Consider the following 12,947-nt stretch of genomic DNA (forward strand, 5'->3'; position numbering starts at 1 on the left):
TAATCGGCTTTTTCATCGCGGGAGTTCAGGCAGTATGGCGCAGCAGTATCAACCGGGGCAACGCTGGATCAGCGACAGCGAAGCAGAGCTCGGCCTGGGTACCATCCTGGCGCAGGATGGCCGCCTGTTGACCGTGCTCTACCCGGCCACTGGCGACACGCGCCAGTATTCCCTGCGCAATGCGCCGCTGACTCGCGTGCGCTTCGCGCCAGGTGACCAGATCACCCACTTCGAAGGCTGGAAGCTGACCGTACGCGAGGTCGAGGACATCGACGGGCTGATGGTCTACCACGGCCTCGACGGGCAGAACCAGCCGCGCACCTTGCCGGAAACCCAGCTGTCGAACTTCATTCAGTTCCGCCTGGCCAGCGACCGCCTGTTTGCCGGGCAGATCGACCCTTTGGCGTGGTTCAGCCTGCGCTACAACACACTGCAGCACACCAGCAAGCAGATGCAGTCGGCGCTGTGGGGGCTGGGCGGTTGCCGCGCTCAGCCAATCGCTCACCAGTTGCACATTGCCCGCGAAGTCGCCGACCGCAGCGCGCCGCGGGTACTGCTGGCCGACGAAGTGGGCCTGGGCAAGACCATCGAGGCTGGCCTGGTCATTCACCGCCAGTTGCTGACGGGCCGGGCCAGCCGAGTACTGATCCTGGTGCCGGAGAACCTTCAGCACCAGTGGCTGGTAGAAATGCGCCGGCGCTTCAACTTGCAGGTGGCGCTGTTCGACGCCGAACGTTTCATCGAAAGCGACGCCAGCAACCCGTTCGATGACGCCCAGTTGGCACTGGTGGCCCTGGAGTGGCTGGTAGAGGACGAGAAGGCCCAGGATGCGCTGTTTGCCGCCGGCTGGGACCTGATGGTTGTCGATGAGGCTCACCACCTGGTCTGGCACGAGGACCAGGTCAGCGCCGAATACGCCCTGGTCGAGCAACTGGCCCAGGTGATTCCTGGCGTACTGCTGCTTACCGCTACCCCCGAACAGCTTGGCCAGGACAGCCACTTCGCTCGCCTGCGCCTGCTCGACCCCAACCGTTTCCACGACCTGGCCGCCTTCCGCGCCGAAAGCGATCACTACCGCCCGGTCGCCGAAGCCGTGCAAGAGCTGCTCGACGAAGGCCGCCTGTCGCCGAAGGCACACGCCACCATCCAGGGCTTCCTGGGGGCTGAGGGCGAAGCGCTGCTGGCCGCGGTCAGCGATGGCGATACCCAGGCCAGCGCGCGGCTGATCCGTGAGCTGCTCGACCGCCACGGCACCGGCCGAGTGCTGTTCCGTAACACCCGCGCGGCGGTCCAGGGCTTCCCGGAGCGCCAACTGCACCCTTACCCGGTGGCCATGCCCGAGCAATACCGCGAGCTGCCGCCAGGCGAGAAAGCCGAGCTGTACCCGGAGGTCGCCTTCCAGGCACAGGGTGACAGCACCGACGACGAGCGCTGGTGGCGTTTCGACCCAAGGGTCGACTGGTTGATCGACACCCTGAAAATGCTCAAGCGCACCAAGGTGCTGGTCATCTGTGCCCACGCCGAAACCGCCATGGACCTGGAAGACGCCCTGCGCGTGCGCTCCGGCATTCCGGCCTCGGTGTTCCATGAGGGCATGAGCATTCTGGAGCGCGACCGGGCAGCCGCCTACTTTGCCGATGAGGAGTTCGGCGCCCAGGTGCTGATCTGCTCCGAGATCGGCAGCGAAGGCCGCAACTTCCAGTTTTCGCACCACTTGGTGATGTTCGACCTGCCGGCCCACCCGGACCTGCTGGAACAACGTATCGGCCGTCTGGACCGTATCGGCCAGAAGCACACCATCCAGTTGCATGTTCCCTACCTGCAGGGCAGCCCGCAGGAACGCCTGTTCCAGTGGTACCACGAAGCGCTCAACGCGTTCCTCAACACCTGCCCGACCGGCAACGCCCTGCAGCACCAGTTCGGCCCACGCCTGCTGCCGCTGCTCGAAGGCGGCGACAGCAAGGCCTGGGACAGCCTGGTGGCCGACGCCCGTCACGAACGCGAGCGCCTGGAAGCCGAACTGCACACCGGCCGCGATCGCTTGCTGGAGCTGAACTCGGGCGGCGCGGGTGAAGGCGAGGCGCTGGTTGAAGCCATCCTCGAGCAGGACGACCAGTTCGCCCTGCCGATCTACATGGAAACGCTGTTCGACGCCTTTGGCATCGACAGCGAAGACCACTCCGAGAACGCCCTCATCCTCAAGCCGAGCGAAAAAATGCTCGACGCCAGCTTTCCGCTGGGCGACGACGAAGGTGTGACCATTACCTACGACCGCGCCCAGGCGCTGTCGCGCGAAGACATGCAGTTCCTGACCTGGGAACACCCGATGGTGCAAGGCGGCATGGACCTGGTGCTGTCTGGCTCCATGGGCAATACGGCCGTCGCCCTGATCAAGAACAAGGCGCTCAAGCCCGGTACCGTGCTGCTCGAACTGCTGTTCGTCAGCGAGGTGGTGGCACCGCGAAGCTTGCAACTGGGGCGTTACCTGCCCCCTGCGGCACTGCGCTGCCTGCTCGATGCCAACGGCAACGACCTGGCCTCGCGCGTGGCCTTCGAAACGCTCAACGACCAGCTTGAAAGCGTGCCACGGGCCAGTGCCAACAAGTTTGTCCAGGCGCAGCGCGACGTGTTGGCCAAGCGCATCAGCGGTGGCGAAGAGAAGATCCTGCCGACCCACGTCGAGCGTGTGGCCGAAGCCCAACGCCGCCTGGCAGCGGAGGCCGACGAAGAACTGGCGCGCCTGCTCGCCTTGCAAGCGGTGAACCCAAGCGTGCGTGACAGCGAAATCGACGCCCTGCGCAAGCAGCGCGAAGAGGGCCTGGCAATGCTGGAAAAAGCTGCCCTGCGCCTGGAAGCCATTCGTGTACTAGTCGCCGGCTGACGCCATACCAGCACCCCTCCCCCTGGGCAGCGCAGGTACCCGCGAAAACCGGCGTAGCCGGTGCCTGGCATCGTGCCAGGCACATAGCGGGCACGCTGCCCTTGGGTGGGGGCCATATTTCCGACAGCGATTAGGTTGATAACCAAATCGTAGAAATCAATGTGCCATTATCCAGGAAGGCTTAAACACTTGTTCCTATACTGCCTCTGGGCAGTCTGCACAGGGTTGTAGCGCAGACGAGTGAAAACTCGATCGAGAGGCATTCCATGGAGTGGCTGGGCCTGCAACTGTTCGCCGACTTGCCGGCAACCGGACGTATCCTGCTCGATTGTCGGCATGAGCCGCTGCTGGTTCTACTCGCCTACGTAGTAGCCTGCGCAGCCTGTTTCGCCACCCTCGACATGGCCGAGCGCCAGTCCCACAGCGAGGACCCTACCGCCCACCGGCAATGGAACGTACTTGGCGCCTGCTGCCTGGCCGGCGGCATATCGGCCATGCATTTCATCAGCATGCTGGCCTTTCAGGCATCCGTCGAAGTGCACTACGACCTGCCGTTGACCATCCTTTCCCTGCTCATTGCCCTGGCGGTTGCCTGGCTGGCCATGCGCAGCCTCGATCGCAAGGACATGCGCACGCCACACATCGTCCAAAGCGCGGTACTGATCGGCATGGGTATCGTCCTCATGCACTTTGTCGGCATGGCCGCGATGCAAACCGGCGCCCGGCAGTACTACCAGACCGGCCCGCTGCTGGGTGCTGCCATCATCGCCCCGCTCACCAGCCTGCTGGCATTGTACCTGGCGCGCAACTTTCGCAATGGCAGCGGCACCCTGTACCAGGCCGCGAAGTACGGCGCCAGCCTGCTGATCGCCGCGGGCATGGTGGCTTCCCATTTCACGGCGATGTCGGCGATGACCCTGGTCATCCCCAGCGATACCGCACTGCGCTTGCCGTCTGGGGATAACAGCCTGCAACTGGCGCTGGGCATCGGTTTCATCACCTTGCTGATCAGCGGTGCCAGCATCAGTGCGGCCCTGGCCGACAAGAAGCTGCAAAGCAAGGAGCATGACTTGCGCCGGGTCAGCGTGCTGCTCAGCGAACTGGACCAGGCCCGCGCGTCACTGCAGCAGGCAGCGCACTACGATGCACTGACCAACCTGGTCAACCGCCGTGGTTTCAACCAACTGTTCGCCGAACGCCTGGCCGAGCACCTGGCCAGCGAAAGCCGCCTGGCGGTGATGTTCCTGGATATCGACCATTTCAAACGCATCAATGACAGCCTTGGCCACCACGCTGGCGATGAATTGCTCAAGGTCATTGCCAACCATATCAAGGCCGCGACCCGCAGCCAGGACCTGGTGGCACGCTTTGGTGGCGATGAGTTCTGCGTGGTCACCAGCCTCAACAGCCGCGACGAAGCCCGCCACCTGGCCCAGCGCATCATGCAACGCATGAAAGACCCCATCGAGCTTTGCGGCAGGCGCATGGTGATGACCACCAGTATTGGGGTGAGTATCTTTCCGGATGATGGCAGCAGCGCCGAAGAGCTGCTCAAGCATGCGGACCTGGCCCTTTACCAGTCCAAGGACAACGGCCGCAACAGCCTGAATTTTTTCAATGACAGTCTCAAGGCACGCGCCTCGATTGCCCTGCAACTGGAAGAAGAGTTGCGACTGGCGCTGCTGGAAGAGCGCGGCCTGTGCGTGCATTACCAGCCGATCTTCGACCAGCGCACTGGGCGGGTGGCCAAGCTGGAAGCCCTCGTACGCTGGCAGCACCCCCAGCATGGGCTGCTTGGGCCCGACCGGTTCATCGGCATAGCCGAAACCAACGGCCTGATCGTCGACCTCGACTTGTGGGTGTTGCGGCACGCCTGCGCCGACCTGGCCCTGCTGCAGCGCGGCGGCCACGGCGACCTCAAGGTAACGGTCAACTGCTCGGCGGTGACCCTCAGCCATGACGAACTGCCCAACGAGGTGGAGACGGCCTTGTTCCACGCCGGGGTCTCAGCGCACCAGCTGGAGCTGGAAGTGACCGAAAACGCCTTGATGGGGGATATCCAGCGCACGGTCAACCTGCTGAAACGGGTCCGCGCCCTGGGCGTCGCCCTGTCGATCGACGACTTCGGCACCGGCTACTCGTCCTTGGCCTACCTCAAGCACCTGCCCCTGGATGTGCTGAAGATCGACCGCACCTTCCTGCAAGGCGTGCCGGCCAGCCAGAAAGACCGTGAAATTGTCCAGGCAATCATCGTGATGGCGCATACCCTGCACTTGCAAGTGGTCAGCGAAGGCGTGGAAACCGAGGAACAGCGAGCGTTTCTCGCAGACCACGCCTGCGACTACCTGCAAGGCTTTCTGCTCGGGCGGCCAATGCCCTGGGCCGAGCTGCAGCCCATGTTGGGCCGGCTGCAGCGCACCCTCGTGGTGTTTACCCCTTGCTGCGATACAGCGTTACCAGGGTCGCCGGATCTTTATGCAGGTACCCCTGGCTACCGTGCAGGCGCATCAGTTGCGCGGCGAGGCCACTGAGCGGTGTTGCCGAACCTTGCTCGCGCGCGAACTTGACCGCGCCGTCCAGGTCCTTGAGCAAGGTGCGCACGTGCCATTTGACCGGCTCGAAGCGGCTCTCGGCCATTTGCGGTGCCAGGATCTGCAACGGCCTGGAATCGGCAAAACCACCGGCCAGCGCCTCGGCCAGCAGCGTGGCGTCCACCCCGGCCTGCTCGGCCAGGGCCACCACTTCGGCAATCACCAGCGCATTGCAGGCGACGATCATCTGGTTGCACGCCTTGGTCACCTGGCCTGCGCCCACCGCCCCCATGTGCGTGACACGCTGGCCCAGCACCTCAAGTACCGGCTGAGCGCGCTGCAGGTCCGCCGCTTCGCCACCGACCATGATCGCAAGCGTGCCAGTTTCGGCACCCGCGGTGCCGCCTGACACCGGCGCATCGAGCCAGGCCATGCCGCACAGCGCTGCCAGCTCGGCCGCCATTTCTCGGGTGGCAGTAGGCTCCAGGCTCGAGAAGTCGATCAGCAACTGGCCACCACGGCCACCCTCGGCAACGCCTTGCTCGCCAAACACCACCTCACGCACCACCGCCGTGTCGGCCAGGCACAACAACACCATGTCGCTGTCGCGGCACAGTTCGGCCGGGCTGCCAGCCAGACGGCCCCCCGCGGCGACCAGCGCGGCGCACTTGTCCGGGCTACGGTTCCAGACCGTCAGCGGATAGCCCGCAGCCAGCAACCGGCGGCACATGGGCAAGCCCATCAGGCCAATGCCGGCAAAACCAAGCGAAGGTAGTGCAGTGTTCATCAATGACTCCCGTCAGATTCGATATCGAGCTGGTGTGCGGGGCAACCTCATTACGCATCCCGTAAACTGTTACCGCCACGCCGAATTGTTACTTACCTCTACCCGCCCTGAGCAGCAGCGAGCACCAAAACGAGGCCGGTGCGCATTTTTACGCACCAAAAAAGATCACGCTTGGTCAGCACGCTTCGCCTGGATCACGATGAACGGTGACACCACCACCGCCCATATCTCTGGATCGCGGGTTTGCAGGTCCAGGGCCTGCTCTGCCGAGACGGGCCCCACAGTGCCATCACTACGCCATTTGGCGAAGATTTCACTGCGGTTCTCGGCCATCGCCTCAGCCACAGCGATCAGATCCAGGCTGGGGTCGACCCAAATCAGGTCACCCTTTGCCCAGAAACGCTCCAGCGCTTTCCACTCGATGATTGCAGTCTCGCCAAGCAATTTGGCATAGAGGGTGCTTGTTTGATCGGTCATGGGTGGTATCCGCAAAAATCGCCAATAAAAAAGGCCGGCATTTTTGCAGAAAAACCCGGTTTCAAATATGTAATTTGGTCGATTAGCCCCGAACTTGTGGGCTGAAAGCGCAGATACAGGCAGTTTGATGGCGCCTTTCTGTATCTTTCTTTCGATCAAGCGACAACCCAGGAAGCAGGCACTTTTTGACCGCTTTTCAAGCGATCCGACAGCGCTCTACACTGTACCGGTACAGTTCCGGGACATGTTCCGGGGGAAAGGTGGGCTTGCGCGTTGGCATGGCCACGCCGCAAATCCCGCCCGGTCTGTAGCCCTGGCCGCCAGGACTATAAGAATTACAACAGAATGAGTGGAGCACTATGATCAAGATTTCCAAGCTGTTCGCCGCGATGGTACTGGCCGGGGTAGCCAGCCATTCGTTTGCCGCCGATACCATCAAGATCGGCATCGCCGGCCCCAAGACCGGCCCTGTGACCCAGTACGGCGACATGCAGTTCATCGGCGCCAAGCAAGCTATCAAGGATATCAACGCCGCTGGTGGCGTCGATGGCAAAATGCTTGAAGCCAAGGAATACGACGACGCTTGCGACCCCAAACAGGCCGTGGCAGTCGCCAACAAGGTGGTCAACGACGGCGTCAAGTTCGTCATCGGCCACCTGTGCTCCAGCTCCACCCAGCCGGCATCGGACATCTACGAAGACGAAGGCGTGATCATGATCACCCCGGCCGCCACTTCGCCGGAAATCACTGCCCGTGGCTACAAGCTGATCTTCCGCACCATCGGCCTGGACAGCGCTCAGGGCCCGGCGGCCGGCAACTACATCGCCGACTTCGTCAAACCGAAAGTGGTGGCGGTACTGCACGACAAGCAACAGTACGGTGAAGGCATCGCCACCGCGGTCAAGCAGACCCTGGAGAAAAAAGGCACCAAGGTCGCCGTGTTCGAGGGCCTCAACGCGGGTGACAAGGACTTCTCCTCGATCATCCAGAAGCTCAAGCAGAACAACGTTGACTTCGTCTACTACGGTGGCTACCACCCAGAGCTGGGCCTGATCCTGCGCCAGGCTCAGGAAAAAGGCCTGAAAGCCAAGTTCATGGGCCCGGAAGGCGTGGGCAACGACTCCATCTCGCAGATCGCCCAGAACGCCTCCGAAGGCCTGCTGGTCACCCTGCCGAAGTCGTTCGACGCCGACCCTGCGAACAAGAAGATCGTCGACGCCATCAAGGCTGACGGCAAGGACCCAAGCGGCCCGTTCGTATTCCCTGCCTACTCGGCTGTGGAACTGATCGCCCAAGGCATCAAGGCCGCCAAGTCCGAAGACACCGACAAGGTGGCCGAGGCCATCCACGCCGGCACCTTCAAAACCCCGACCGGCGAGCTGTCCTACGACGCCAAAGGCGACCTGAAAGACTTCAAGTTCGTGGTCTACGAATGGCACTTCGGCAAGCCGAAGACCGAAGTCTCCCCTCAGTAACTGCGTGACTAATAGCTGACCTAGAAGCCCACTGTGCGAGCAGTGGGCTTTGTTTTACGAGGTTCATGGGCCTGGCCCCCGCGATCCGGGGGCGGGCTCACCTGAAAATCTTAAAACCGTCACCCGCGGTTTCCTGGCCTTGCCCTCGCCAGCGAAATGCAAATCAGGTTTTTAGGAGCGCTGTAATGCCTGAGATCTACCATTTCTTCCAACAACTGGTTAATGGATTGACCATCGGCAGCACCTATGCCTTGATCGCCATCGGTTACACGATGGTGTACGGCATCATCGGCATGATCAACTTCGCCCACGGCGAGGTGTACATGATCGGTTCGTATGTGGCCTTCATCGCCCTGGCGGGCCTGGCCATGATGGGCATCCACTCGCTGCCCATCCTGATGACCGTTGCCTTCGTCGCGACGATCTTCGTCACCAGTGCCTACGGTTACAGCATCGAACGGGTTGCCTACCGCCCCCTGCGCAACAGCAACCGCCTGATCCCGCTGATTTCCGCCATCGGTATGTCGATCTTCCTGCAGAACACGGTCTTGCTGTCGCAAGATTCCAAGGACAAGTCCATCCCCAACCTGATCCCCGGCAGCTTCTCGTTCGGGCCAGGTGGCGCGGAGGAGGTCCTGATCAGCTACATGCAGATCCTGGTGTTCGTGGTCACCCTGGTGGCCATGACCCTGCTCACACTGTTCATCTCCCGTTCCCGCCTGGGTCGCGCCTGCCGCGCCTGCGCCGAGGACATTAAGATGGCCAACCTGCTGGGCATCAACACCAACAACATCATCGCCCTCACCTTCGTCATCGGTGCCGCCCTGGCAGCCGTGGCGGCCGTGCTGCTGAGCATGCAGTACGGGGTGATCAACCCCAACGCCGGTTTCCTGGTGGGCCTGAAGGCCTTCACGGCGGCGGTACTGGGTGGCATCGGCAGCATCCCGGGCGCCATGCTCGGCGGGCTGGTGCTGGGCGTGGCCGAAGCGTTCGGCGCCGATATCTTCGGTGACCAGTACAAGGACGTCGTGGCATTCGGCTTGTTGGTTCTTGTCCTGCTATTCCGGCCGACCGGCATCCTGGGCCGCCCGGAGGTTGAAAAAGTATGAACAGAAATCTCAAACAGGCGTTCTTCAGCGCCTTGCTGGTCTGGGCCGTGGCCTTCCCGGTGCTGGGCCTGAAACTGAGCATCGACGGCATCAGCCTGGTGGTGCACAGCCAAGGCACGTTCACCATCAGCATCATTGCCGTGTGTTCGCTACTGATGTTCCTGCGGGTACTGTTCGACCGGCAGTGGAGTGCGGTGATGGGCCGCCGCTCGGACCGCAAACTGATCCCACCGGCAGTCAGCAACTACCTGACCCTGCCGAAAACCCAGCGCTACGTGATCATGGGCCTGATCGTCGCCGCATTGGTGTGGCCGTTCTTCGGTTCACGCGGCGCGGTCGACATTGCCACGCTGATCCTGATCTACGTGTTGCTGGGCCTGGGCCTGAACATCGTGGTTGGCCTGGCGGGCCTGCTCGACCTGGGTTACGTGGGTTTCTACGCCGTCGGCGCCTACAGCTACGCCATGCTGTCGCATTACCTGGGGTGGAGCTTCTGGGTATGCCTGCCGATCGCCGGCCTGATGGCTGCCACCTTCGGCTTCCTGCTCGGCTTCCCGGTGCTGCGCCTGCGCGGCGACTACCTGGCGATCGTGACGCTCGGCTTCGGCGAGATCATCCGCCTGTTCCTGCGTAACCTCACCGACTGGACCGGCGGCCCCAACGGCATCAGCAACATCCCCAAGCCGGAGTTCTTCGGCCTGACCTTCGAACGGCGTGCCGCCGAGGGTATGCAGACCTTCCATGAGTTCTTCGGCTTGCCGTACAACTCGATCAACAAGGTCATCTTCCTCTACCTGGTGGCCCTGCTGCTGGCCCTGCTGGCACTGTTCGTCATCAACCGCCTGCTGCGCATGCCGATCGGCCGCGCCTGGGAAGCCCTGCGCGAAGACGAGATCGCCTGCCGTGCACTGGGCCTCAACCCGACGGTGATCAAGCTTTCGGCGTTCACCCTGGGTGCCTGCTTCGCCGGTTTCGCCGGCAGCTTCTTCGCTGCCCGCCAAGGCCTGGTGACGCCCGAGTCGTTCACCTTCATCGAGTCGGCGATCATCCTCGCCATCGTCGTGCTCGGCGGCATGGGCTCACAACTGGGCGTGATCCTCGCGGCCATCGTGATGATCCTGCTGCCAGAGCTGATGCGAGAGTTCAGCGAATACCGGATGCTGATGTTCGGTGCGCTGATGGTGTTGATGATGATCTGGCGTCCGCAAGGCCTGCTGCCTATGCAACGTCCACACATGGAGCTGCGTCGATGAGCCGCGAAATTCTGCAAGTCAGCGGCCTGAGCATGCGCTTCGGCGGCTTGTTGGCGGTCAACGGCGTGGGCCTGACCGTCAAGGAAAAACAGGTGGTGGCACTGATCGGGCCGAACGGCGCCGGCAAGACCACGGTGTTCAACTGCCTTACCGGCTTCTACAAGCCCAGCGGCGGCACCATCCTGCTCGATGGCCAGCCCATCCAGGGCCTGGCCGGGCACCAGATCGCCCGCAAGGGCGTGGTGCGCACCTTCCAGAACGTGCGCTTGTTCAAGGAAATGACCGCGCTGGAAAACCTGCTGATCGCCCAGCACCGTCACCTCAACACCAACTTCTTCGCAGGCCTGTTCAAGACCCCGGGCTTCCGCCGCAGCGAAAAGGAGGCCATGGAGCGCGCGCAGTACTGGCTGGAAAAGGTCAACCTGACCGAGTTCGCCAACCGTACCGCCGGCACCCTCGCCTACGGCCAGCAGCGCCGCCTGGAAATCGCCCGCTGCATGATGACGCAGCCGCGCATCATCATGCTCGACGAGCCGGCAGCTGGCCTGAACCCCAAGGAAACCGAAGACCTCAAGGCCCTGATCGGCTACCTGCGTGAGTCGCACAACGTCACCGTGCTGCTGATCGAGCACGACATGAAGCTGGTGATGAGTATTTCCGACCATATCGTGGTGATCAACCAGGGCACCCCCCTGGCCCACGGCACGCCCGAGGAGATCCGCGACAACCCTGATGTGATCAAAGCCTACCTGGGGGAAGCGTAAATGCTGAAGTTCGAGAACGTTTCCACCTTCTACGGCAAGATCCAGGCACTGCACAGCGTCAACGTGGAGATCAACCAAGGGGAGATCGTCACCCTGATCGGTGCCAACGGGGCCGGCAAGTCGACCCTGCTGATGACCCTGTGCGGCTCACCCCAGGCGCACAGCGGCAGCATCAAGTACCTGGGTGAAGAACTGGTCGGCCAGCCGTCCTCGCACATCATGCGCAAGAGCATTGCGGTGGTACCGGAAGGCCGCCGCGTGTTCGCCCGCCTGACCGTCGAGGAGAACCTGGCCATGGGTGGTTTCTTCACCGACAAAGGCGACTACCAGGCGCAACTGGACAAAGTCCTGCAGTTGTTCCCGCGCCTCAAGGAGCGCTACTCACAGCGTGGCGGCACCATGTCGGGTGGCGAGCAGCAGATGCTCGCCATTGGCCGGGCCCTGATGAGCAAGCCCAAGCTCCTGCTGCTCGACGAACCCTCGTTGGGCCTGGCGCCAATCATCATCCAGCAGATCTTCGACATCATCGAACAGTTGCGCCGCGACGGCGTAACGGTGTTCTTGGTGGAACAGAACGCCAACCAGGCGCTGAAGATTGCCGACCGGGCATACGTGCTGGAAAACGGCCGGGTGGTGATGCACGGTACCGGGGAAGCCTTGTTGACCGACCCGAAGGTGCGCGACGCGTATCTGGGTGGTTGATTGGGGAAAGGGCCTTCACAGGCCCTTTTTTCTGCCTGCAAGGAACGTGTTGTCTGCATCGCCCCCCGTCGCCGGCAAGCCGGCGCCTGCAAGCCACCCGCAATCCTCAGGGCAGTGGGCGCCTGTGCGAGCAACCCTTGACTTGAGATCCACCGCCAGCCTGCGTAACGTGGCCAGCTTTCACGGCAAAGATCCCGGAGCCCCGCCCCATGCGCCTGACCCCCACCCTGCTGCTCACCGCCCTGCTGCCCCTGTTCACCGGCTGCCAACTGATGGCTGACGCCCCCAGCGACCCGAACATCGGCACCACGCGCATGCAGGGCGAACTGCGCGCTGCCGGTGGCCAGCTGCTGTTCAAGCCTTGCAGCGAAAACCGTACCTTCGTGATCAATGACGTTGGCGCCACCGGCATCCTGCAAGAAGCCGCCAACCTGGCCAAGGGTGCCAATGACAAGCTGTTCGCCGATGTGCGCGGCCGCCTCACCGGCAGCAAGCAGGCCAATAGCGACGGCCAGCTGGAAGTGCGTCGCCTGTACCGCCTGGAACCGTCCGCCCGCGCCTGCGAGGACCCCAATTTCAGGCAACTGACCCTGCGCGCCAGCGGCCACGAGCCGGGCTGGGACGTCAAGGCCAGTGGCAAGGGCATGGTGCTCAACCGTGTGGGTCAAGCGCCCCTGCCCCTGCCATTCCTTGAAGAAGAAGTCCCCGGTGGCGGCCTGACCCTGACCAGCGAAGCCAACGGTCAGCATGTGGAACTGTGGGTCGCACCACAACGCTGCGTAGACAGCGCCACTGGGGCCGTTGACCACCTGCGTGCCGAATTGCGCATCGACGGCAAGACCTTGCAAGGCTGCGGCTACTACGGCGGCGCACGCGACAACTGATCACCGGGCGCTTTTATCCTGCCAGTCAAGGCGGCTAACAGCTTATACTTGGCGGTTTGTGTAAAGCCGCCGGCCGCCCATGGC

10 protein-coding genes are annotated in these 12,947 nt (G+C 62.7%); 8 read left to right on the forward strand and 2 right to left on the reverse strand.

Annotation, left to right across the window (positions count from 1 at the left end; translation table 11 throughout):
• Window positions 1-34 precede the first annotated feature (34 nt).
• The gene (gene rapA, locus B3361_RS01520; RefSeq protein ID WP_054904086.1) at window positions 35-2,881 is read left to right on the forward strand and encodes an RNA polymerase-associated protein RapA; all 2,847 of its coding nucleotides are present in this window, start codon (window positions 35-37) and stop codon (window positions 2,879-2,881) included.
• Window positions 2,882-3,147: 266 nt separating this feature from the next.
• Complete coding sequence (locus B3361_RS01525) at window positions 3,148-5,412, forward strand: putative bifunctional diguanylate cyclase/phosphodiesterase (RefSeq protein ID WP_286920044.1); 2,265 nt, start codon at window positions 3,148-3,150, stop codon at window positions 5,410-5,412.
• Here B3361_RS01525 and B3361_RS01530 read toward each other — a convergent pair.
• Complete coding sequence (locus B3361_RS01530) at window positions 5,312-6,199, reverse strand: NAD(P)-dependent oxidoreductase (RefSeq protein WP_054904084.1); 888 nt, start codon at window positions 6,197-6,199, stop codon at window positions 5,312-5,314. The genes B3361_RS01525 and B3361_RS01530 overlap by 101 nt on opposite strands.
• Before the next feature lie 165 nt (window positions 6,200-6,364).
• Entirely contained in the window at window positions 6,365-6,676 is a 312-nt protein-coding gene (locus B3361_RS01535) for a DUF2288 domain-containing protein (protein ID WP_009684620.1), read from the reverse strand.
• Window positions 6,677-7,035: 359 nt separating this feature from the next.
• On the opposite strand from B3361_RS01535, the gene B3361_RS01540 reads away from it, so the two are divergent.
• The 6 genes from B3361_RS01540 (at window position 7,036) to B3361_RS01565 (ending at window position 12,863) form a co-directional block, all read left to right on the forward strand.
• Window positions 7,036-8,151 (forward strand): branched-chain amino acid ABC transporter substrate-binding protein, encoded by a 1,116-nt coding sequence (locus B3361_RS01540; RefSeq protein ID WP_009684619.1) that lies wholly within the window; start codon window positions 7,036-7,038, stop codon window positions 8,149-8,151.
• Between the two features lie 185 nt (window positions 8,152-8,336).
• Window positions 8,337-9,260, forward strand: a complete 924-nt coding sequence (livH, locus tag B3361_RS01545; protein ID WP_008097482.1) for a high-affinity branched-chain amino acid ABC transporter permease LivH — start codon at window positions 8,337-8,339, stop codon at window positions 9,258-9,260.
• Window positions 9,257-10,513 (forward strand): high-affinity branched-chain amino acid ABC transporter permease LivM, encoded by a 1,257-nt coding sequence (locus tag B3361_RS01550; RefSeq protein WP_009684618.1) that lies wholly within the window; start codon window positions 9,257-9,259, stop codon window positions 10,511-10,513. Before livH ends, B3361_RS01550 begins: the two co-directional genes overlap by 4 nt.
• A complete protein-coding gene (gene livG, locus B3361_RS01555; RefSeq protein WP_009684617.1) occupies window positions 10,510-11,277 on the forward strand; it encodes a high-affinity branched-chain amino acid ABC transporter ATP-binding protein LivG in 768 nt (255 codons plus the stop codon). The genes B3361_RS01550 and livG overlap by 4 nt, the downstream gene beginning before the upstream one ends.
• Window positions 11,278-11,979, forward strand: a complete 702-nt coding sequence (locus B3361_RS01560) for an ABC transporter ATP-binding protein (protein ID WP_054904083.1) — start codon at window positions 11,278-11,280, stop codon at window positions 11,977-11,979.
• A gap of 209 nt (window positions 11,980-12,188) precedes the next feature.
• Window positions 12,189-12,863, forward strand: coding sequence for a COG3650 family protein (locus B3361_RS01565; protein ID WP_154211086.1), 675 nt, complete (start codon window positions 12,189-12,191; stop codon window positions 12,861-12,863).
• Window positions 12,864-12,947: the final 84 nt, after the last annotated feature.

The organism is Pseudomonas sp. UBA6699, assembly GCF_002454615.1.
Lineage (GTDB): Bacteria > Pseudomonadota > Gammaproteobacteria > Pseudomonadales > Pseudomonadaceae > Aquipseudomonas > Aquipseudomonas juntendi.

Excerpts from the sequence above, each read along its gene's own strand:
- rapA (WP_054904086.1), top strand. The coding sequence starts at position 35 with ATGGCGCAGCAGTATCAACCGGGGCAACGCTGGATCAGCGACAGCGAA.
- B3361_RS01525 (WP_286920044.1), top strand. The coding sequence starts at position 3,148 with ATGGAGTGGCTGGGCCTGCAACTGTTCGCCGACTTGCCGGCAACCGGA.
- B3361_RS01530 (WP_054904084.1), bottom strand. The coding sequence starts at position 6,199 with ATGAACACTGCACTACCTTCGCTTGGTTTTGCCGGCATTGGCCTGATG.
- B3361_RS01535 (WP_009684620.1), bottom strand. The coding sequence starts at position 6,676 with ATGACCGATCAAACAAGCACCCTCTATGCCAAATTGCTTGGCGAGACT.
- B3361_RS01540 (WP_009684619.1), top strand. The coding sequence starts at position 7,036 with ATGATCAAGATTTCCAAGCTGTTCGCCGCGATGGTACTGGCCGGGGTA.
- livH (WP_008097482.1), top strand. The coding sequence starts at position 8,337 with ATGCCTGAGATCTACCATTTCTTCCAACAACTGGTTAATGGATTGACC.
- B3361_RS01550 (WP_009684618.1), top strand. The coding sequence starts at position 9,257 with ATGAACAGAAATCTCAAACAGGCGTTCTTCAGCGCCTTGCTGGTCTGG.
- livG (WP_009684617.1), top strand. The coding sequence starts at position 10,510 with ATGAGCCGCGAAATTCTGCAAGTCAGCGGCCTGAGCATGCGCTTCGGC.
- B3361_RS01560 (WP_054904083.1), top strand. The coding sequence starts at position 11,278 with ATGCTGAAGTTCGAGAACGTTTCCACCTTCTACGGCAAGATCCAGGCA.
- B3361_RS01565 (WP_154211086.1), top strand. The coding sequence starts at position 12,189 with ATGCGCCTGACCCCCACCCTGCTGCTCACCGCCCTGCTGCCCCTGTTC.